Source organism: Acinetobacter sp. RF15B (assembly GCF_007558235.1).
GTDB classification, from domain to species: domain Bacteria; phylum Pseudomonadota; class Gammaproteobacteria; order Pseudomonadales; family Moraxellaceae; genus Acinetobacter; species Acinetobacter lwoffii_C.
Genome location: NZ_VLSR01000004.1, coordinates 38,492 through 61,035, shown reverse-complemented (window position 1 = coordinate 61,035; position 22,544 = coordinate 38,492). Strand labels below are relative to the sequence as shown.

Genomic DNA, 22,544 nt, shown 5'->3' with positions numbered 1-22,544 from the left:
TTATCTCTGCAATTGATCAGGCCTAAATCCTGAGTTTTTTCTGATCATGTATTTAGTCAGACAATGGACTTAATTTAACCATTAAACCATGTGGCTGAGCAGCCTGAAATTCCAGATGGTAATGATATTTTCTTAAGAGCGTTTTAACTAAAGACAGACCTAAGCCATGACCGGGCTGCTGGGAAGATTTACGCCAGAAGCGCTGTCCCAGATTCTCCATTTCAGTTTGATCCAATATGCTGCCATTATCTTGAAAAATAATAGATTTATCTTGCATGTATATAGAAATAACATCGGCATGTGCATGCAGAGCCGCATTCTCCATCAGGTTTTTTAAAACCGTATATAGGGCAAAGTCTGGCAGCTGAATGCTGGTCAGGCTTTCCCAGTCGATATTCAGGCTTGTCTGAAGCGCAGGATAAGCTGGTTGCAGGTCTTGAATAACTTGTCTTAATACGCTTGCTACTTCTGTTGAGCCTAATTCTTCTATTTTATTATGTTCCAGAGAAGAAAGCGTTAAAAGCTGCTCCAGAAGCTCGGCATATCTGCGGATACTGGTATCGGCCTGCTGTAAATTTTGCTGTAACTTGGGCGATGCCTCGTGCTGTGCCATCAACTGGGCCAGCTGGACATGGGTTTTAATGGCAGTTAAAGGACTGCGTAATTCATGGGCGGCATAGGCCGTAAAGACTTTTTCATTTTCCAGACTATGATGCAGCTTTTGAATCAGTTGTGTTGAATTGTCGACGAAAGGCTGCACTTCATGCGGAATATGTCTAGGGTCAAGATCGGTTAAATATTGGGTTGCCGCCGTCAGGGTTAAATTCTTTTGACTTAAATGCTGGGCGATGTCATCCAGGCTTTTAAATTCCCTACGAATAATCAGTACAATCAGGATGGTACAGATCAATAAGGAAAGCATCAGAGGAATAAGTACGGATCGTAAAATCTGCTGTAACAAGGATTCACGCAGGAACATGCGCTCAGCGGCGACAATCTGTATATCACCTTTACGCAGTACATAGCTGCGCCATTCAATACCGCCAGATTGCCAGGTGCTGAATCCAGACGGCTGTTGGCTCAGGTTGGCAGGCGCTCCCCGGGTTTTGGCCAAAACCTGCTGGCCCACTGAAATATCCGAGCTGAACAGAGACACTTCACAGGCAATCAGGTTTTCAGCATCTGCCGATTTATTGGGTTGCTGTATCAGTTCATGATGAATGGCTTGTATGGGAAGTTGTTGAATCAGGCGCGCCACCATATGTGCCGATGCAGAAAGGCGTTGATCCAGCGTCTCTTGCAGGCGTTTTTGCAGGTCAATATACAGCCAGGCAAAAACGATACTCCATAAACACAAAAAGACCAGTAATAAGCTGATGACCAGACGCCATTTCAAACTGTAGCTACGCATCAGCTTTCCCCGGGAGCTTTAAACATATAACCCACACCACGGATGGTCTGGATAAAATCAGCATTTAATTTTTGACGCAGATGATAAATATGCACATTTAAGGCATTGCTCTCAATACTGTCCTGATAACCATAGAGTTTATCCAGTAGCTGCTCATTTTTCAGAATCTGGTTGGGATGACTCATCAGGGTCTCCAGTAAACTGTATTCACGTCTGGACAGCTGAATGGCCTGCTGCTGATAGAACACTTCCTGGGTATCGCGATTCAAGCTGAGGTCTGCAAACTGCAAGATATTCGATGAAAAGCCCCGATGGCGCCGGCTAAGGGCATGGATACGGGCAATCAGTTCATCCAGCTCAAAAGGCTTGGTCAGATAGTCATCAGCGCCCAGGTTTAAGGCTTCTACACATTGCTGAGTATGTAAACGTGCTGTCAGCACGAGCACAGGTAGATGAATCTGGTCCTGGCGCCACTGTTTTAGTAACTTCAGGCCATCCTGATCCGGCAGTCCCAAGTCGAGCAGACACAGATCTACGGCGCTATGGCGGACAAAATAATCCGCTGTACGTGCTGTACTGACGTGCTCTACAGAAATATTTAAAAAATCCAGAGCAGCACAAATACTCTGCGCAATATAGGGATCATCTTCTACCAGGACGACGAACATACTCTTTCCTTCCGATACTGTGTCTATTTTATAAATGATTCTACCTGTTAATGCTCCCTTAATTTTAGATTCCTGATAATGGCCGTGATGAAATGAAACGAGATAGGGATGATGGCTTGGATTTGCAGAGTATTTTGGATCATGGTGTGCATAGGACTAAATAGTGCCTATGCTGACTATCTGCCGCCTGATCAAGCTTTTCAGTTCCAGGCGGTATCGACCAGCCAAGATAAAGCCGAACTCACCTGGAAGATTGCGGATGGTTATTATCTTTATCATGATCAGTTGAAAGTCAGTCAGGGGCAAACACCGCTCAAGCTGAATTTGCCGGCACCTCAAGATAAGGATGATCCCAATTTTGGTCTGACTCCAGTACATTATGGGCAAGTCAAAACGCAGATTAAAGTACAGCCCCAGCAAACGCTGAGTATTCAGTGGCAAGGTTGTGCAGAAAGCGGCTTATGTTATCCGGTACAGCGCAGCACGATTCAAACTGATACTGAAGGGTTGTTGCCGGCCCAGAGAATCACTGAAACCAAAAAGCTGTTAAATCTGGACTCTACTGCTAATGCTGTGTTGCAACCTGAACCAGCTGCTGAACCGGGGCTGGTTCAAGAAAAAAAACCAGCGCCAGCAGCAGAAAATTTAAGTAATAAAGATATCGAAGAAATATCTGAAATTCCGGTCTTGCTGCCGCAGACTGAACCAGTCGCTGATAAAACGCTGACACCGGCCGCAAGTGAAATCAGCCCTCAGACAGAACTTCAGACACCGGCTGATCAGGCCACAAGCCCTATGCAATCTCAATGGAATAATGACCAGTTCTTTTTTAGCCTGCTTTCGAGCCAGAATCTGTTGATTAATTTACTGGTGTTTTTAGGGCTCGGCATCCTGTTGGCTTTTCTACCCTGTTCCTTGCCTCTGATTCCTATTCTTTCGGGAATTCTGGTTCAGCGTAAAACCGGTTACCGGGCGGCATTGATTGCAGGTGCTTTTGTTGTAGGTATGGCAATTGTCTATGCGTTGATGGGACTGGCAGTGGCGCAATTAGGTTATAGCTTCCAGCGGTGGTTCCAAAGTCCGGCATTCATTGGCTTTTTTGCGCTTCTCTTTGTTCTGTTTGCTTTTAACCTGTTCGGGGCGTTTCAACTGTCCTTGCCACAGGGGCTGTTACAGCGTCTGGACCAGTGGCAGCAGCGTCAAAAGGGCGGCACATTATTTGGTGCCTTCTTGATGGGCATGATCGCGGCCTTGATTGTAGGCCCTTGTATGAGTGCGCCGTTGGCCGGAGCCCTGTTATTTGTTTCTCAGTTGAATCAGCCTGTGATGGGCGCCAGCTATTTATTTGTACTTGGCTTGGGTCTTGGCTTGCCGATATTTATTGCTTCAGTATTTGGGTCAAAATATTTACCTAAACCCGGTGTATGGATGGATCGTCTTAAATTCAGCTTTGGTTTTGTGATGCTGGCTCTAGCGATTTATTTTATACGTCCCTTCATTCCGGGAGTGGTGTATTTCAGCCTGTTGGGCTTGACCCTGTTATTACTTGCAGGCTATTGCTTGCTGAAAATGCTGCCTCATTTATCACGGGCAATTCCGAAAACCATAGTGGCGGTGTTAAGTCTTCTGTTTGCTGCCGGAGGTATTTGGCAGCTTAACCAGGCTGTTGCCCAGCTTAATATCACTCAGGCAGAACGCGTACTGGAATGGCAGAAGGTGAGCACGGCAGAGGAACTGAGCCGCGTACTTGTCCAGTCTCAAGGACAAGCCGTCATTATTGATGTCTATGCCGACTGGTGTGTAGCCTGTCAGCCTATTGAGCATGAAGTACTACCGCGTGAAGATGTACAGAGGGCGCTGCAGGATATTGTGAGGATTAAGCTGGATCTTACTCATTATCATCCAAGTCAGGATGACGTATTAAAACAGTGGCAGATTCTGGGGCCGCCGACCATGATCATGCTGGATGCGTCGCAGCAGGAGCAGCGCAGACTTCGACTGACCGGCACATTTAGTGCAGAGCAGCTACTGACACGATTAAAACAGCTGCAGGCAGGAGGACAGCGATGATTTCTTCTGAAGCCTTACATCTTGGTCCGTTGATGTTGCCTTGGACACTGATCATTCTTTTAGTCGCCCTACTTGGAGTGTCGATTGTCGCTCATCTGGTTAGCCGGAAACTGAATTGGAACCCAGCGATCTTTCAGGTGTTTCAGGACTCCCTATGGACCAGTGTGTTGATCGGGCTGATCGGAGCACGAATGGTTTTTATCATGCTGCATTGGGATGCATATTCCACTTCCATGATCGACATCTTTAAAATTCAGGACAAGGGATTTCATTTAATTGGCGGTGCTCTCTTCGGATTGGGCTGGTTTTTCTGGAAAAATAAAGGTTTGGCTTATACCTCAAGGCTGAGCTTTATCTTTATTTTTACGCTGCTTTTAGGTACAGGTATAGCGCTGCAAGCCAGTGTGAAACAGGAAACACATTTCCCGGATTTAAGCTTTTCTTCTTTGAATCAAACCGGGGAAACAGCAGAGCAGATCGCACTCCAGCAGTTCGCCGGACAGCCTACGGTGATTAATATGTGGGCCAGCTGGTGTCCGCCGTGTCATCGAGAAATGCCGGTTTTACAGCGGGCTCATGATCAATATCCTGACATTCATTTCATCATGCTGAATCAGGGTGAAGATGGCGTCACAGTCCGAGATTATTTAAAACGTTATCAGCTTGATTTTAAGCATGTATTACTTGATCCATATGGCGAGCTGCCTCAACAGCTGCATATGTTCGGCTTACCGAGTACCTTGTTCTTTAATGCACAGGGCCAGCTGGTAGAACGGCATATGGGGGAGTTAAGTCCTGCAATGTTGCAGCACTATTTAAGCAAAATTTCTCTACAACCTTAACTTGACCGGGTGAATTTTATGATGAGACTGACACAACGCACGTTTATTTTTATGTTGCTCGCAGGCAGTACAGCCTTTGCTTCAGCCGCGACAGACCTTAAAACACAGATTACGCAGGAAGGCTTTCAGTTTGTGAAGCAAATTCCTGCACCCAGCGGTATGACCGGTTGGGTTGGGCATAGCAATCAGCATCCTGGAACGGTATTTATTTCTAATGACCAGAAGTATTACATCCAGGGTGACTTATATAATGCCAAAGGAGAAAACCTGTCGATTGAAGCCATGAATCAACATGCCAAACAGGCGGTTCTGGATGATGTATGGAAGACTCTGGAAAAAGCCACCTGGATTCAGGATGGGCAAAAAACAGCGCCACGTATTGTCTATGTATTTTCAGATCCTAATTGTCCTTATTGTTATCAACTTTGGCGAGAGGCACGTCCATGGGTTCAATCTGGCAAAGTCCAGTTACGTCATATTCAGGTCGGCGTAATCCGTGAAGAAAGTCGAGCTCAGATTACCACCTTGTTGAAGTCCAAAGATCCGGCCGCCGTGTTTGCCAAGATGAATGCGGATAAAGCCAAGAATCGCTTGAAACCGGCGAGCAGCATTCCTAAAGAGATTGCAGAAAAAATTGACTTTAATGAAGGCTTGATGGAGAAATATGGGTTTTTCTCAACGCCGTCTATGGTCTGGCGCGATAGTAAAGGAGAGTTTAAATCTGCCCAAGGCATGCCGCGTGATTTAAAAGAAATCTTTGAGAAATAAAGTCCTCAATCGAAACTGTCGGTAGCGAGGTGCTGGATCAGCATGAGCAAGATAAGGGCTATTTCGGTTTGAGATTTCAGAGCAGGTAAACTACAAAAATCCAGGATTGAGTCTGATCAACCTGGATGATTGACAGGCTTGATGGAGCTTTGAACAGGCAGTATCAGTCCGCTCCAGGGCTGGCTTATTTATAATCTAGCAGGTATAAAAATATTCAGCCAATCTGAGCATCTAGGTGAATTAAGCTACTTATTCTGGATGAATTGAATAAAGTCTTGATAGACAGAGGATAGGCTCTATAATGGCAGATGAATCGCTTTATCTGGCTTTCTTATGCGTCTTGCAACATGGATTACAGTCTTGGTTGGATTGTTCATGTTCCAAAGTCTTTGGAATGTGGCAGCAGCCTTTTGTGCCCATGAAGAACAGGCATCGCTACAGCGTTATCATTTCGGTCACCATCAAAATACTTTGTGTACCAGTGATAACCGACAACCTTCGTATCATTCGCAGCTAGATCATTTAAAGCAAATCGGGAACGATTTTGAACTGGGTGAAGATCATCAGGATCATTTACCGTCGATGACACATTTATTGGTGCAAGATGCAAAAGTTATGATCGTTTTGCCCGTGTTCGAGACTCAGGTAATTCCAGAGTTTTATTGGAAAAACAGCTATCAGGCACCGGATCTTTTTCAGCAAAGCCCGCCTCCCGAATTATCCCCGCTAAAGGTGGGGTAGCCTAAAATATTCCCACCACTGTTATTATTTCAATAAGTGGGAAAATTATGTCTTTACAAAAAATGGCATTCTTGAGCCGTTATCTGGTGGTCGCTGTCTGTGCAGTCTGCGTGCAATATAGTTCTGCTGAAACGGTCAGCAGTTTTGAATCGGCTTTAGCAAAAGTACAAAACTATCAGGCTCAGGATCAGTTGTGGCAACAAGGCCAGCAAGTTTCTCAACTGAATATTCAGCAAAGCCGGTTATGGCAAAATCCAAGTTTAAGCCTCGAAAAGTCCGGATTTGGTTCAGATCAGGAGCAGGAGTTCAGTATTGGCATCAGCCAGCCGCTAGACCTTTTTGGCGAGCGCAAGCTGAAGCAGCGTATGGCACAGACCTCAAATCAGCAAATCCAGTTACAGCAGCAATTATGGCAAGCACAAAGCCAGCTGATTGTGAAATTTGCCTGGTCACAATTGCTGCTTGCTCAGGTTGAACAGTCTGTCTATGCCTCACAATTAACCGTAAGTAAAGCTAATCTGGACAGTGCCCAGAAACGTTATCAGGCGGGCAGTATTGCACTGGTCGATTTTGAACGTGCCCAGATTGAAGCGCTAGATGTAAAACGGCTGTATCAGCAAGCGCTTTTGAATCAGCAGGTGGCTGAGCGTCAGCTCTCTAATTTGTGGGGAGAAACGGCCGCAGCTATTCAGCCGAATAAAAAGGGGGTGCCTTGGCCGGAGCACAGTGAGCAAGTGGTACAGCGTTATATTGCACAAGGCTGGCTGGAAAAGCTGTATGCCTTGAATCTCCAGCAGTCGAACAATCAGATTGAAAATTTAAAAGTGCAGGCGCGTCCGAACCCGACCTTGAATGTGGGAATGAATCGTAGCAAGTCGCCGGATGAAAATAATGAAACGGTTTTAGTACTGGGCGTTGATGTGCCGCTGAATATTTTTAATCGTCAGCAATATACGATTCCTATGGCCCAGCAGCAACAGATCTTGCTCAATCAACAGCAACAACAGGAGCTGAAGCAGCAAATCCTGGATATTGCCAATGGCATGCATCAGCTGAAAGGCTTGCGCAGTCAGTTTGATGCAACGACTGAACAGATTGCCTTGGCAAGTAAAGTTCACAGCCGTACCTTGCAAGGTTTTCAGGCAGGAAAACTATCTACTACAGATGTCCAGCAGGCGACTACTCAGCTGCAAAACCTCCGTTTAGGACAATTACAGATTCTGCGTCAGGCCTGGCAAAGTGCCTTGACTGCTGAGGCGCTCAGTATCGGCACCAGCTATGAGGAGATCAGCCGTTCAGATGCCCATACCCAGCTGAATAAAAATGCCATTGCCGTATCACAAAATTTAATCAATGCAGGGGCGCGATAAAATGAACATGAAGCAAAATGGAAAATTATCCCAGCCTCTCATGATTGTGATTTTGATTGGGGTGACGATTCTGGTCGGCATCGCGATCTGGTTTAACAGCAAAAATACTCCCTCTGATCCACATGCGCATGAGGAAGATCATGGTCAACATGCGCATGCAGAGGGTTCTGATGAAGCGCATGCAGAGCAAGGCGAACATGGGGCAATACAGCTGACCGCCCAGCAAATGGCCGAACAAGGCCTGAAAATTGCGGTGGTATCTACCGGGATGGTTGAAAAGCTGACCACATTGCCGGGCCGGTTGGTGGTCAATACCGACCAGCAGGCACATATTTCTCCGAACTTTAGTGGTCATGTCGAGCAGGTAAATGTAGCTTTAGGACAGAATGTAAAAAAAGGGCAAATACTGGCGGTACTTTCTGTACCTGAGCTGATCGACCAGCAGGCGAATCTGAGAATGGCGGAAGCCACTCTGGAACTGGCCCGTCAGGAATATCAGCGTGAACAGCAGCTCTGGTCACAGGGAATATCAGCAAAACAGGATTACCAGCGTGCCGAAAGTGCCTATCGTCAGGCCCAGATTAGTGTGCAATCTGCCAAGGCACGTTTAAATGCCTTGGGCGCAAGTGGCAATAATAATGGCCGTTTTCTGATTCGAGCACCAATCTCGGGCGTGATCAGCCAGAAGGATATTGTGGTCGGTGAAAATGTCCAGCTGGCCGACCAGTTATTTGTGATTGAACAGTTAAAAGACTTATGGCTTGAATTTAATCTGCCAAATCAGTTTCCAGGCCAGTTGCAACCAGGCCAAACGATTGCTTTTAAGAGCAATGGCTCCGAGCAAAGCTATACCGCCGTCATTCAAAGCTTAAGCCCTCAGGCCGATGTGCAAACCGGGCGTCTGGTGGTACGCGCCAAGCTGAATGTCCAAGCTGACGAACTGCGGCCGAATGTCCTGGTGAATGTGCTGATTAGCGAACCATCTGCAAAAACTGCGTTGCGTATTCAAAAATCTGCACTGCAACAGATTGAAGGCGAGGACAGTATTTTCATTGTTGAGTCGCAAGAAAAAGGTCAGGTGCATTTAAAGGCCCAGCACGTCGTACTTGGACAAGTTTCCAGTGATGGCGAATGGCTGGAAGTGATTTCGGGTCTGAGTGAAGGACAAAAGTATATTAGCCAAGGCAGTTTCTTGCTGAAATCTGAACTGGAAAAAGATGAGGCAGGCCATGAACACTAATTCTGATCTGCCCAAAGCAGAAGGACTGTTTGAACGAATCATCCAGTTCTCAATTCAAAATGCCATTTGGGTCATTCTCTTTGCCTGTACCTGGATTGCAGTCGGGATTTACAGCTATCAGAAATTACCAATTGATGCGGTACCTGACATTACCAATACCCAGGTTCAAATCAATACTCAGGCGAATGGTTTTACGGCGCTTGAAGTCGAACAGCGGATTACCTATCCCATTGAAAATGCCATGGCCGGGATTCCTGATCTGGAACTGACCCGTTCCATTTCGCGTTATGGCTTATCGCAGGTTACTGTCGTTTTTAAAGATGGCACCGATATTTATTGGGCCCGTCAGCAGATCAACCAGCGGGTACAGGAAGTGCAGTCTGAACTTCCTGCGCAAATTGCCCCGACCATGTCTCCCGTTTCCACAGGTCTGGGAGAGATTTATCAATGGGTACTTAAAGCCGACCCGAATGCCATAAAGCCGGATGGAAGTGCATATACGGCGATGGATTTACGCGAGATTCAGGACTGGATTGTGCGTCCTCAATTGCAGCGTGTGCAGGGTGTTGCAGAGATCAACAGCATAGGCGGCTTTGAAAAAACGTATGTGGTGTCGCCAGATCTGAACCGTATGCAGCAGCTGAAAATCTCATTAGACCAGCTTCAGCAAACATTGCAGGAGAATAATGAAAACCGGGGAGCTGGATTCATTGAGGACAATGGGCAGCAGTTGACGGTACGTGTACCGGGTACACTCAACCAACTCTCTGATATTGAAAATACCATGATCGCCAGCCCAAATGGCGATCCGATTCGGGTCGGAGATATTGCCCAGGTAGCTATTGGACATGATTTAAGAACCGGTGGCGCCACTTATAATGGTGAGGAAACGGTGCTGGGCATTGCCATGATGGCAATGGGAGAAAATAGCCGGACGGTTTCTCAGGCGGTGCATGCCAAGATTCAGGAGGTGCAGAGCAGCCTGCCTAAAGGGATCAGTATTGAAACGGTGTATGACCGTACCACACTGGTTGAAAAAGCCATTCAGACCGTACAGAAAAACCTGCTGGAAGGGGCCATTCTGGTCATCATCATCCTGTTTCTGTTCTTGGGAAATATTCGAGCAGCTTTAATTACCGCCTGCGTTATTCCATTGTCGATGCTGTTTACCTTAACCGGGATGGCACAAAAAAATATCAGTGCCAACCTGATGAGTCTGGGCGCTCTTGATTTTGGCATCATTGTCGATGGAGCCGTGGTAATTGTTGAAAACTGTATTCGCCGTTTGGCCCATGCCCAGCAACTGCTCAAACGTCCTCTTAGCCAAAGTGAACGCTTTAAGGAAGTTTTTCTGGCGGCACGACAGGCACGCCGTCCCCTGATCTTTGGCCAGTTAATCATTTTGGTGGTCTATCTGCCGATTTTTGCTTTAAGTGGTGTAGAAGCAAAACTGTTTCATCCTATGGCTTTAACGGTGGTATTGGCGCTGGTGGCTGCCATCATCCTGTCCATTACTTTTGTACCTGCGGCAGTGGCGCTATGGGTGAAGGGAGATATTCAGGAAACAGAAAGCCGCTGGATGATCTGGCTCAAGACACGTTATCAAAACGTGCTGGATGGTGCTTATCACTATAAGGCCGTGGTGTTGACCTTTGCGATTTGCCTGTTGGTACTGACGGGTTTGCTTGCTACTAAAATTGGCAGCGAGTTTGCACCACAATTAAGCGAAGGGGATTTTGCCGTACAGCAGTTACGCTCACCTAGTACGGGGCTGGAAGAATCCTTGCGCATGCAGGAAAATACCGAAAAACTGTTACTGAAAAATTTTCCGGAAATTAAAACGGTATTTGCCCGTACCGGTACGGCTGAGGTGGCCACCGATGTGATGCCACCGAATATTTCCGATGGCTATATCATGTTGAACCCGCATGAAGAATGGCCTGATCCGAAAGAGACCATTGATGAGCTGAGAACTCGAATGGTCGCTTATCTTGCCACACTACCGGGAAATAACAGCGAGTTTTCTCAGCCGATTGAACTGCGTTTTAATGAGCTGATTTCCGGAGTGCGTAGTGATGTCGGAGTGAAGGTTTTTGGTGATGATATGCAGCTGCTCAATAGCGAAGCTGAAAAAATCGCCAAAATTATTCAGCAGATTGCAGGCAGTAGCGCAGTGCAAGTGGAGCAAACCTCAGGTCTGCCTTTACTCAATATTGAAATTGATAAAGCTCTGGCTGCCCAATATGGACTCAGTGTCAGATCTATTCAGGATGTGGTGGCTGCCAGTATTGGCGGGCGCAGTGTCGGAGAGATTCTCGAAGGAGACCGCCGCTTTGATTTTGTCATCCGCCTGAGTGATCAGGAGCGTAATGTCGCAGCTGTTGCGCAATTGCCCTTACAACTTGCCAATGGGGGCAGTATTGTGCTCTCTGATATTGCACAGGTTTCGACCATTGAAGGCATTAATCAGGTCAGTCGGGAAAATGGTAAACGTCGAATTGTGGTCACAACAAATGTTGAAGGCCGTGATTTAGGTTCTTTTGTCTCTGAGCTGCAAGCCCGGCTCAAAGAATACAATTTGCCCAGCGGTTACTGGATTGAATATGGTGGACAGTTTGAAAATCTGGCTTCAGCCAAGGCCCGAATGCAAATCGTAATTCCATTGGCCTTAATTACGATTTTTATTTTACTTATGGCCGTCTTTCACAACGTCAGGGAAAGTCTGCTGGTGTTTACCGGTGTTCCATTTGCTCTGACAGGCGGCGTACTGTTTTTATGGCTGCGCGATATTCCCCTTTCAATGTCAGCAGGAATTGGCTTTATTGCCCTCTCTGGGGTTGCAGTGTTGAATGGGCTGGTCATGTTGACCTTTATCAAGGAATTAAGAGATCAATATTCCTTGCATGAAGCGGTATGGCAGGGGGCAATCTTAAGGCTCAGACCAGTACTGATGACTGCCTGTGTTGCCTCACTGGGTTTTGTGCCGATGGCACTGGCTACCGGTACAGGGGCCGAAGTACAAAGACCGCTAGCGACAGTGGTGATTGGCGGAATTATTTCCTCTACTTTACTGACATTGGTGTTGTTACCGGTACTGTATCGCTGGATGAATCATTCCAGACAAAATCGTGATGCCTGATGACCAGTCTATGAAAAAATGAAATCACCATACTCAGGATGATTCTAGAATTGTCCTGAGTCTTCTATTTTACTGTGTGCTGCCCTAAGCAGAATGGCTGTTCATGTCATGTACCTCGTTAGGCAATATATGCATTTGGGGGATGCCTGGATATTTCACTTCAGATGAATAACTTGTTTTATAAAAAGATCAGGCTTGGATTGAGGTTTTCTGTGGCGAATCAGTATGGTCCTTGGGTAAATTTCAGCGCATATTTAATATGGATGTAGGGATAACCCTGAGTAGGGATTAGTGTGATCATGCGATAGCTGCTGTTTAAAACCGGAGAGATTTTATTAAAACTATCATCCCATTATTTAAAGTGAGAAAAATTCATTGATTTTATTTTAAGATGATTTAAATTAAACCAGATCGGAAGGGCTCAGTTATTTCCGGAATGGAATAAGCCATTTTTATATTTTGGGTATTACGCATGCTAGAACTACGACATTTAAAAACACTGACCGCTTTACGAGAGCATGGGTCGCTCGTTGCAGCAGCTGGGGACCTGTGCCTAACCCCATCGGCTCTATCGCATCAGTTGCGTGAGCTTGATCAATGGTTTGGCGTCGAAGTGGTTAACCGCCGTAGTCGCCCTGTGAGTTTTTCTAATGTTGGGCAGCGGTTGCTGAAACTGGCTGATGAAATTCTTCCACAAGTGCAAATTGCTCAGAGTGATATTAGCCGTATTGTGCATGGGCAGACCGGAAGAATCATTTTCTCTTCAGAATGTCATAGCTGTTTTGACTGGTTAATGCCTTTATTGAATCAATACCGTATGCAATATCCTGACGTCGATCTGGATTTTGCTTCGGGCTTTGAAGCGAATCCGCATGAATTATTACAGAACGGGGAGTTTGATCTGCTGATTACCGCCGATCCGATTGCACTCAAAGGGATCGAATACTTTCCAATTTTTGAATATGAATCCCGGCTGGTGCTCTCCAATACGCATCCCTTGGTACGCGCCAAAGAGATTACGGTACAAGAGCTGGCTGAAGAAACTCTGGTGACTTATCCTGTCGATAAGCACCGTCTGGACATCATGTCGCGTCTTTTTATTCCTGCCAATATTTTACCCAAGCAGATCCGTACCACGGATTTGACCCAAATGCTTATTCAGCTGGTGGCCAGCGGCCGGGGTATTGCAGCGTTGCCAGATTGGGTGGTCAATGAATACGAGCAGAAGGGCTGGGTAACTTCACGTCGTTTGGATTGTGTAGCACCTGCAGGTTTGCGTCGTACTTTATATGCGGGTTATCGCAGCGAGGAAAAAGAAAAAGATTATTTTGAAGGCTTCTTAAAGCAGCTCGAACGTTTTTCGAAAAAGAGAGTAACCTTCTACTAAGTATCCTATGATCATCAGCATGGTATTGTTCAATGCTGATGATCATATTATAAATATTTGGATATAAATAAATCTTCCATTTATGAAGGAGAAAAGACCAAACGTATAAAATCAGAAATATACACAATTGCGTCCCTCATTTTTAGCTTTATATAAATTGTTATCAGCTATTTTAAAAACTTCCTGCATATTATTAGAACTAAGTGGCCAGGACGCAATCCCTATAGAAATCGTTATATTGCCGATATTGTCAATTTTATGCGCTTCGACTTCTTTACGGAAGCGCTCGGCACTTTCATAAACCTGTTGCGGATTACTGTTTGGTATAATAATGATAAATTCTTCACCGCCATATCGACAGCACAGATCATCTTTCCGAAATTTTTGTTGCATCAGACTGGCAACCTGCTTTAAAACAATATCTCCCTGATCATGACCATAGGTATCATTCACTTTTTTAAAATGATCGACATCAATCAGAAGTATCGAGAAAGGGGTAGCGGTATTTATTTTTTGGGTAATAAAGTCATTCATTCCACGACGGTTCATCAGCCCGGTTAAAGGATCGGTATTAATATGATTATCCATCTGGGTAATTTGCTGGGAAAATTTTCGCATACTGGACAAGAGGGAAAATTTAAATTTGGTGACCTCATAATACCAAGGCTTGATCTCTTTAATTTTGGAGCTTATTTCAGGCTGATTTAATAAACCTGCCATATTGGCCAGTTGATTTAAAGGTGAGGCAATATAATTCGATAATTTCCAGACGATATAAAATATGAGTACATAGAAGAAAAAGAAGGCCGCTGCCAGTTTATAAAGTATCGAATTTGCCTGTTTGAGCAATTCATGAGTAGGTTGTTGCGATACCACAATCCAGTCTGTAACCGGAATATGGGAAAAGCCAGCCAGATTATCTATGCCTTGACTATTGATTAAACGGATCTGACCATTTTTATGGGTATGCATATAGTCTATGCCGGTATTACCTGTTGCCGTCTGCCCGATTCTATTCGCATCAGGATGAAAAATAATTTCATTTTTATGGTTAATCACATAAATATAACTATTTTTATAATTATGATTTGTTGTTAAAACTTTATTAATAATATTCTTCTCTCTGAGATAAATGGCTGAACCAATAAAACCCTTATAAGCATTTGAGCTATCAAAAATAGGCTGAGAAATGAATACAATCATATTATTTTTAACAGAATAATAAGGTGAGGAAATATAGGCTGATTTTTTATTTAGGGAATTTAACACCCCAGGAGTATTCTGTATTTGATTTTTATCAATATTAAGTACATTTGGGGAATAGTTAATCAGTCTTCCCTGAGGATCACTAATGACCACGCTATTATAATGGTCAGACTGATATTTTAACCGGTTGGTTTCACTCTCTCTCAGTTCATGGTTATCGAATTTTTGACTTAAAACTTTAGAGCTGTACTCAAGCTCAAGTAGCATGTTTTTAAAGTAGTTATTGGTATTTAAAGATACTTTATTGGCATAATTCGAGTTTAAGGCCAGTGAGTTGCTGATCAGCTGGTTTGTGACAATCTGATAGCTGATAATTAGAGAAATAATAAAAAGTGTAGAGACACTAAAAATCGCTAATAAAAGTATTAACTTTCTTAAATTCAGATCGAGGCGCTTTCTAAATTTATAAATTAGCATGAAAAAAGAATTATATTTAAGTGTAATGATACGTATTGTATTGTATTTTTCTTGCAAGTTTAAAGAAAAACAACAATAAAATTTCTATCGAGCAAAGGGCGGATTATTTAAGGTGACGAGTTTTCATCATCTTGAGGTTTTTTATAGCAGCGCCTCTAATTTTCCCCACGTTTTACAAATATTGCAATGGTTTTGATTCTGATTGCTCTACCTGCCTTTATATGAAGTACAGAACTTATGCAAAATAGATGAACAGGCTTAATCCGATATTGTTTGTTTTTTTCAGTGCCCTTTGAACAACTTGTGCTCACACTCCTGAAAATGAGACACCACAGCATTCAACTCCAATGAAAACCTGTAAGGCAGATCAGACCATACAACGAGCAAGCAAAGAAATTAAGCCAAACAGACATTAAATCAAAGGCATATACTGAAATTGTGCGAATGATTGCCTTGGGTCGGCCAGTGACAGCGGATGGTTACACCAATCGAATTGCTATCGTGATCGACCATCAAACTAACATTAGTGTAACGATGCTTGTGGCTAAGCTGGTTCATCCTTCTACTATTACAACCCTCCTTAAATGATTTTTTAGGATGAAGTGTTATCTTTTAGAATAAGAAATTTTATATAAGCTTACATAAATATTAAAGCTTCTCTATTGAATAACTTTGTTGACTATTTGAGCATAATCTTTTCAACTTTAATAAGGGATGAAAGGCCATGAAAGAAGATGAAAACTCTATAAATGATGAAAATGAAAATATGCCTGTAAATATTCAGCAGGAAGAAAGACCTTTAAATTTCGAGGATGATGAACAGCCTTTAAATTTTGAAGATGAAGAGTTTATTGATGATAAAAAAGAAGATGAGCTCTACAATACGATTACCAAAGATGGATCAAGTGTTGATCCTGCCGATGATGCGAAGCAGCACAGACGGCCTGAAAATGGTGAACCTATCGAAATTGATGAATAAGCAAAAGCCCAATTATATATTGGGCTTTTTATTGGGTTTAAAAATAGCACAGGACTAAAGAGTTTGTTCTCGACGCGCAAAGCAAGTATCTAAGCTAAAATGATTAGAGGGTTTTTTCAGAATAAAGGTTCAATTCAGTCTTTTAGGGATAAAAAATGAAAATATTAAAGCAGTAAAGAATAAGCAAAGAAAATGATAGAAAGAGGATCAGTTTTTTAAAAAAATATTTATTTTCAAATAAATAGCTAGTGTTGTACTCAACTAATCAGTTGATACTTCTGTGTCTGGCATCGCGTAAATAAGAGCCAGAAATAAACTTTAAAATAGACCAGAAATATAATAATCCGTTTTTAAAAATTCACAATTAAAATCTTGTATTGCCGTTTTTGGTGAAGTGTAAAAGACTATTGTAGCCTTAAAAAAGAGTGTTATATTAACTTCACGGTAGGTCAAAAAACAAACGACGCTACCAATTAGTTGGACGGATCAATGACAGTTAGTTGAGTTTGATGTCTAACATTAAACAATAAATCTAGCACTAGCCATCCAACACAGAGCTCGCAGAAATGCGAGCTTTTTTAATTGGATTTTTTTAATTTTTGTCATACAAGTTAACCTATTTTAAAAGAATGATTCGCTATACTTTTTCCTGTTTAAATAAGTTTACATTGCCAAATTCGCTAACATTTTTAGGCTTAACAGCCAGTTCGAGTGTGTTATAAAAACATTAGGAAAATAAAAGAGGGAAATAATATGTCAAAGATGATAGATATCAAGGTTAAAGATCAATACAGTAAAATTATTGATGCCAAAGCATTATTGCGCTCACTTACAGATTATCAAGCTCCTACAGATCTGGTTAAAAAAATTGATCATATTGTGGTAGAGGGCGAGAAGATTTTGCCAAGTATTGAGCTATTATTTGAAAGTCAGCAGTCCAGTTGTATTTACCGTGTAGTTGAATAATAAATGGAGTACATATCTCATGTCTCCAATAGTTTGCGTTAGAGCTCTAAGCTTAGCACCTTGGATGAAATAAAAAACTCACTATAAGGGTGAGTTTTTTATTTGGTATAAGAAGGTTTTACAGAAATCAGGTGAGCCAGTATTTAGTTTAAAACCTATACAATCATATTCCATCCAGCGGTTCAAATTCGCGCTTTGATTTTAATCAATCTTCAATTAAAAAGATTTAAGCTGGACATTAACCTCATATTTTTCAAATTCTTTTAAAATAGTGCTTAGAATATGTTGTGCCGTAGCCTGTTCGGCACGCAGGATGAGTTCCTGCTGAAGCGTGCTATCAAAACATTCAATACCCTGTATTAGCCAATGATGCTTGATCTGGCTTTTCTGGATCAGCACCCGGCGTGGTTGCAAGTGCTCACAGAGCTGCCGTGGCAATACAGAGCTAATAGCGAGTGCGATATGTTCTATTTCTTCAGGCGGACTCATAAAAGTGATGACCCAGTTTCCTACTTTACTGAGCTGCATTGGATTGTCGAAGGCATCAAATTCTAGATAATATTGCATATAGCTGATCCAACTGAATGTAAACCTTGGTTATATGCGGGTAAATAACTGTTTTTTCTATCACGCTTAAGTATGGGTTTTGAGCATTTGAATTTGCTCTTAAAATAATTACTAAATAAAATCAAAAATATATATTCTTGTCTCACTTAAATCTGATTGCTTTGAAGGATGAGTTAAGAGATTAAAAGACTAAATGATAGGGGAGCCTGTCATATTCTTAATCAACAGTAGACTGGAGTTTTTGATAACTCAAATTAATCTGCTGCAATTTATAATTTAACTCTTGGGGATGGATTCGACTTTCTTGTAATGTGGTAATCCATCGCATCTGACAGCGTTTTAAATGCTGGATATTCGAAGCATTTAAAATATGTTGAATTTGCTCTTTAGCCATTAAACCACAATGTTTTTGCAAACTATCCATCATCATATATTTCAGATCTTCAAATGAAAGTGCCTGTAGTTCAGGAAGGAAAATTTCAGCGCTTTTATTCAAGTTTTCTAAAGGGGCGATCGGGTCATCAGAAGTCGCCACTTCATTTATCGATAGAAGAGCATGATCATTAGCCACCCGGGAATGAGAAGGACTTAAAGGTCGGTAATGAATCTCTGATTCTGTCAAACCTACTTTTGTCCCGGCTTCTGGAAGAGTTCCGGTCTGATGTTGAGTGACAGCCTGCTTGTCGGCCGGCGTGATTAAGCCCATTTGACAGAGCTGCAGCAATAATTCAGGCCGGGCAATATGCAGTCTGGAAGCTTCATTTAAAGAGTCAAACGCTTGGCTACCGATTAACACTAATAGTTGGCGCTGACGTGCAGTGAGGGGAAGGGACCGATTCTGTAACACATCCATCCCACGTTGAGTCTTATTAAAAAGTAACATCCTTGATCTATCTTCTGCTTAAATAAGCACCAGCATAGAAGGTGAAAATTACAATGATATTAAGGATATATTACGCTTTTAAGGATGAGCTGATCGTTATAAAGTCAGCACAGCTGCATTTTCCAGCGCTTTACGCAAATAAGGATCGAGTTCATCCTGGCGTAATAACCATTGCACATAGTCCGCTGGTAATTCAGCAATCGCTGTACCCCGATGCTTACCAAAATTAATGCTGCGCGGAATACGGGCATCTTCTGAAGCGGCATACAGTTCTTCCAGACTGTTAATTTTCAGGTGATGCACAATATGCATCAGAATATTTGCGGTAAGAATGATATCCATATCTGCGCGATGCGCTTTACGAATCATCTCACGGGCCCGCTCACTACCTTTGGTAATCATATAAATGAGTGCGGAAATATTGTGGGCTTCTGCCTCTGGCCAGACCCGACGAGCAAGGGCAAGGGTACAAATAGCTTTAATATTGGATGAATCTACACCACATTTTTCCAGAGCACGAATATCGTAATCAATATTATGCCCGATAATATAAGTGGTTTCTGTTGGAAGCTCGAAGCTGCTGTAATGTGGCTGTCCATCCAGATCAGATTGTAAAATATGATGCACAGCCATCGCTGCAAAAGAAATCGGCTCATCACATGAATATAACTGATCAAACAGTCGGCTTTTATCCAGACTGAGTTTATGGTCTACAATCTCTACAGGCGCATAGGCGATTTCAATCGGTTGACCATTCAGGGTGTGGGTTTCAGTATCGAGAATAATGGCCTGCATGTCGGAAATGTTCCTGAAAAGAGAGGAGAGTAAAATCTAACATTATTATTTTGCAACTGACAATCGAATTGCTTTATTTCTGTATTAATTGCAAACTTTTTAACTTATGACGACTATTTGTATGGTTCTGGAGAGGAGCAACTCTCTATTTTAAAGTTTGCTGATTTCATCATAAATCTAAACTGGCGCGAATTTAATAGAAAAATTAACGCATTCTTTGCTTGATATTGTTTAGATAAGTTGGGAAATTATATGTGGTTTTATCGTTTGTTAAAGATAAAACCAGAAAAACTCATTAGAGATGATAATAAATACGATAAGGATAAGATCGATGAAACGTCAAGTATTGACCTGTGCTCTTCTCACATTAAGTGTAGCCTTAACTGCTTGTAACGATGATAGTGATAATGATCATTTTTACGAGTCCAAACCTGTTATTCCAGTAAATAATATCGTTAATCCAGTCGTGGCCACACCTGTAGCCTACACTCAGACAGATTTCTCCGGGATCGCTGACGAAAGTGTGATCATGACTTATAAGATGTTAGGAATTAATGGTAAGGAAACACAAGCTACTGCATTAGTTTTCACACCCCAGGGAACACCTCCAGCTACAGGCTGGCCAATTGTGGCATGGGCACATGGAACTACCGGTGTAGCTGATCAGTGTGCGCCGAGTCGCAAAGCGCTGAATGATTATATTAAAGCCATGATTGGCGGGTTTCTCCAAGCTGGCTATATTGTAGTGGCACCTGACTATGAAGGTTTGGGAGAGCCGAGTGGAAAAGAACATCATCCTTTCTTGAATCTGAAAAGTGAAGCTTATTCTATTACTGATGCGGTGGTGGCTGCACGAAATTATTTAGGTTCACAAGCATCCAGTCAATGGGTTGCTGTAGGGCATTCTCAAGGTGGCCAGGGCTGCGCAATATGCAGCTCGTGCTTCTAAGATGACCTATAAAGGTACGGTAGCTTTAGCACCGGCTTCAAATTTCAATCTGATTTTGACAGGAGGTGAACAACAGGCAGGACAAGAAACAAATCTGGATAAAAAAATTGGAACTTTAGCGTCTTTAGATACCTTTACTGCACTGATTACTGCCGGTTTGCGTAACCCGAACCCGAATCTGCAATATAGCCAGATTTTTAAAACGCCAACCGATGAAATCGCGAAAAATGCAGAAACTGATTGCTATGATGTATTAGGTCAGAAATTTGGTAGAGCAATGTATGCTTATGCACAAGCAAATAATAACTCAGTAAATAATTATCCTCGTACTCAAACTAACTTTATGAGTATTCCAGTCGTAAAGAACTTTTTGGAAAAAGATTCTCAGCCTTTACTTGTTAAAGTTTCTACGCCAGTGATTATTTATCAGGGTTCAGCAGATAGTACCGTTCCTAAAGCAGCAACAGATGTTTTAGTTGCACTCGCTATGCAGAAACAAACTTCAGTACGTTATATTACGGATGAGTCAAATGCGACTAAATGGGATCATAGTAGTGTCTATGCACTGAATATTCCTAGTATTATTTCAGATGTAAAATCTCTAATGCCAATTCAATAACTTATTTTTATCTGAATGGCTCATGTTTTTTAGGTATGAGCCATTTTTATTGCAAACTGCATAAAGTTCATGATCGAAAATCTCAAACTTCATGCTACAATACGCGCCAATCTTAGCACGGCTTAAAAGCCCTAAATTAATAGGACCTCGCTAATGTTTGCCAATATCTCTATTGCTGACTTTGATCCAGAATTAGCTCAAGCAATTTCGCAAGAAGATGCTCGTCAAGAAGCTCATATTGAGCTAATCGCTTCAGAAAACTACTGCTCACCAGCAGTTATGGAAGCACAAGGTTCAAAACTGACTAACAAATATGCGGAAGGCTACCCAGGCAAACGCTACTATGGCGGTTGCGAATATGTAGACGTAATTGAACAATTGGCCATTGACCGTGCTAAAGAACTCTTTGGTGCTGATTATGCTAACGTACAGCCACATGCCGGCTCACAAGCCAACTCTGCGGTTTACCTTGCACTACTTAACCCGGGCGACACCGTTTTGGGTATGAGCCTGGCTCACGGTGGTCACTTGACTCATGGTGCAAAAGTTAGCTTCTCTGGTAAAACATATAACGCGATTCAATACGGTTTAAACCCGGAAACTGGCGAAATCGATTACGAAGAAGTTGAACGTTTGGCGGTAGAACACAAACCACGCATGATCGTGGCGGGTTTCTCTGCATATAGCCAAATCGTGGACTGGCAGCGTTTCCGTGAAATCGCGGATAAAGTTGGCGCTTACCTGTTTGTCGACATGGCGCATGTTGCAGGTCTGGTTGCGGCTGGTGTTTACCCAAGCCCGGTACAAATTGCTGACGTAACTACGACGACTACGCATAAAACACTTCGTGGCCCGCGCTCAGGTTTAATCCTTGCAAAAGCCAATGAAGAAATCGAGAAAAAACTACAGTCTGCGGTATTCCCGGGGAACCAAGGTGGTCCTTTAGTTCACGCGATAGCGGCTAAAGCGATTTGCTTTAAAGAAGCAATGGCACCTGAATACAAGGAATATCAACAACAGGTTGTGGTAAATGCTAAAGCAATGGCTGAAGTATTAATCGCACGTGGGTATGATGTAGTATCTGGTGGTACTGAAAATCACCTCTTCTTGTTATCTTTAATCAAACAGGACATCACCGGTAAAGATGCTGATGCCTGGTTAGGTGCAGCTCACATTACTGTGAACAAAAACTCTGTACCAAACGATCCACGTTCTCCATTCGTAACTTCAGGTATCCGTATTGGTACACCTGCAGTAACTACTCGTGGTTTCGGTGAAGCAGAAGTTCGTGACCTGGCTGGCTGGATTGCAGATATCCTGGACAGCAAAGGTGACGAGGCTGTGATTAATACAGTGAAAGAAAAAGTTGCAGCTGTTTGCGCGAAATTCCCTGTTTACGCAAAATAAGTCTGACTTGAGAAAAGCCCCCCTTCTCAAGGGGGCTTTTTTTATTAGGGAAAATTTTTT

17 protein-coding genes and 1 pseudogene are annotated in these 22,544 nt (G+C 42.9%); 12 read left to right on the top strand and 6 right to left on the bottom strand.

Going from position 1 to position 22,544, the window contains the following annotated elements:
• Positions 1 to 52: 52 nt before the first annotated feature.
• Positions 53 to 1,411: an ATP-binding protein gene (locus E2K74_RS04030; protein ID WP_151206416.1), complete on the bottom strand. Its 1,359-nt coding sequence runs from the start codon at positions 1,409 to 1,411 to the stop codon at positions 53 to 55.
• Positions 1,411 to 2,079 (bottom strand): response regulator transcription factor, encoded by a 669-nt coding sequence (locus E2K74_RS04025; protein ID WP_151206415.1) that lies wholly within the window; start codon positions 2,077 to 2,079, stop codon positions 1,411 to 1,413. Before E2K74_RS04025 ends, E2K74_RS04030 begins: the two co-directional genes overlap by 1 nt.
• Before the next feature lie 111 nt (positions 2,080 to 2,190).
• On the opposite strand from E2K74_RS04025, the gene dsbD reads away from it, so the two are divergent.
• The 8 genes from dsbD (at position 2,191) to E2K74_RS03985 (ending at position 13,636) form a co-directional block, all read left to right on the top strand.
• The gene (gene dsbD, locus E2K74_RS04020; protein ID WP_227548006.1) at positions 2,191 to 4,149 is read left to right on the top strand and encodes a protein-disulfide reductase DsbD; all 1,959 of its coding nucleotides are present in this window, start codon (positions 2,191 to 2,193) and stop codon (positions 4,147 to 4,149) included.
• Positions 4,146 to 4,991, top strand: a complete 846-nt coding sequence (locus tag E2K74_RS04015; protein WP_151206414.1) for a TlpA disulfide reductase family protein — start codon at positions 4,146 to 4,148, stop codon at positions 4,989 to 4,991. The genes dsbD and E2K74_RS04015 overlap by 4 nt, the downstream gene beginning before the upstream one ends.
• 21 nt (positions 4,992 to 5,012) lie before the next feature.
• On the top strand, positions 5,013 to 5,759 hold the full coding sequence (gene dsbG, locus E2K74_RS04010; protein WP_151206601.1) for a thiol:disulfide interchange protein DsbG: 747 nt from the start codon (positions 5,013 to 5,015) through the stop codon (positions 5,757 to 5,759).
• A 333-nt stretch (positions 5,760 to 6,092) separates the two neighbouring features.
• Positions 6,093 to 6,500 (top strand): cation efflux protein, CzcI-like, encoded by a 408-nt coding sequence (locus E2K74_RS04005; RefSeq protein WP_201798531.1) that lies wholly within the window; start codon positions 6,093 to 6,095, stop codon positions 6,498 to 6,500.
• Positions 6,501 to 6,547: 47 nt separating this feature from the next.
• The gene (locus E2K74_RS04000; RefSeq protein ID WP_151206412.1) at positions 6,548 to 7,870 is read left to right on the top strand and encodes a TolC family protein; all 1,323 of its coding nucleotides are present in this window, start codon (positions 6,548 to 6,550) and stop codon (positions 7,868 to 7,870) included.
• Position 7,871: 1 nt separating this feature from the next.
• On the top strand, positions 7,872 to 9,110 hold the full coding sequence (locus E2K74_RS03995; RefSeq protein ID WP_151206411.1) for an efflux RND transporter periplasmic adaptor subunit: 1,239 nt from the start codon (positions 7,872 to 7,874) through the stop codon (positions 9,108 to 9,110).
• Complete coding sequence (locus E2K74_RS03990; RefSeq protein WP_151206410.1) at positions 9,100 to 12,249, top strand: efflux RND transporter permease subunit; 3,150 nt, start codon at positions 9,100 to 9,102, stop codon at positions 12,247 to 12,249. The genes E2K74_RS03995 and E2K74_RS03990 overlap by 11 nt, the downstream gene beginning before the upstream one ends.
• Before the next feature lie 472 nt (positions 12,250 to 12,721).
• Complete coding sequence (locus tag E2K74_RS03985) at positions 12,722 to 13,636, top strand: LysR family transcriptional regulator (RefSeq protein ID WP_151206409.1); 915 nt, start codon at positions 12,722 to 12,724, stop codon at positions 13,634 to 13,636.
• A 111-nt stretch (positions 13,637 to 13,747) separates the two neighbouring features.
• Here E2K74_RS03985 and E2K74_RS03980 read toward each other — a convergent pair whose 3' ends face one another.
• A complete protein-coding gene (locus tag E2K74_RS03980; RefSeq protein WP_151206408.1) occupies positions 13,748 to 15,319 on the bottom strand; it encodes a sensor domain-containing diguanylate cyclase in 1,572 nt (523 codons plus the stop codon).
• A gap of 778 nt (positions 15,320 to 16,097) precedes the next feature.
• Here E2K74_RS03980 and E2K74_RS03975 point away from each other — a divergent pair.
• Both E2K74_RS03975 and E2K74_RS03970 read left to right on the top strand, forming a co-directional pair.
• On the top strand, positions 16,098 to 16,298 hold the full coding sequence (locus E2K74_RS03975; RefSeq protein ID WP_151206600.1) for a hypothetical protein: 201 nt from the start codon (positions 16,098 to 16,100) through the stop codon (positions 16,296 to 16,298).
• 753 nt (positions 16,299 to 17,051) lie between these two features.
• The gene (locus E2K74_RS03970) at positions 17,052 to 17,264 is read left to right on the top strand and encodes a hypothetical protein (RefSeq protein ID WP_151204667.1); all 213 of its coding nucleotides are present in this window, start codon (positions 17,052 to 17,054) and stop codon (positions 17,262 to 17,264) included.
• A gap of 216 nt (positions 17,265 to 17,480) precedes the next feature.
• On the opposite strand, the gene E2K74_RS03965 is transcribed toward E2K74_RS03970, so the two are convergent.
• The 3 genes from E2K74_RS03965 to E2K74_RS03955 all read right to left on the bottom strand — a co-directional run bounded on the left by E2K74_RS03965 (position 17,481) and on the right by E2K74_RS03955 (position 19,509).
• Positions 17,481 to 17,831, bottom strand: a complete 351-nt coding sequence (locus tag E2K74_RS03965; RefSeq protein ID WP_151206407.1) for a hypothetical protein — start codon at positions 17,829 to 17,831, stop codon at positions 17,481 to 17,483.
• A gap of 217 nt (positions 17,832 to 18,048) precedes the next feature.
• Entirely contained in the window at positions 18,049 to 18,714 is a 666-nt protein-coding gene (locus tag E2K74_RS03960) for a hypothetical protein (RefSeq protein WP_151206406.1), read from the bottom strand.
• Between the two features lie 96 nt (positions 18,715 to 18,810).
• Positions 18,811 to 19,509 carry an exonuclease domain-containing protein gene (locus E2K74_RS03955; RefSeq protein ID WP_151206405.1) on the bottom strand — a complete coding sequence of 233 codons (699 nt, stop codon included), beginning with the start codon at positions 19,507 to 19,509 and terminating at the stop codon, positions 18,811 to 18,813.
• 331 nt (positions 19,510 to 19,840) lie between these two features.
• On the opposite strand from E2K74_RS03955, the pseudogene E2K74_RS03950 reads away from it, so the two are divergent.
• Positions 19,841 to 21,077: pseudogene (locus tag E2K74_RS03950) on the top strand (alpha/beta hydrolase).
• Positions 21,078 to 21,230: 153 nt separating this feature from the next.
• Positions 21,231 to 22,484 (top strand): serine hydroxymethyltransferase, encoded by a 1,254-nt coding sequence (glyA, locus tag E2K74_RS03945; protein ID WP_151204662.1) that lies wholly within the window; start codon positions 21,231 to 21,233, stop codon positions 22,482 to 22,484.
• Positions 22,485 to 22,544: the final 60 nt, after the last annotated feature.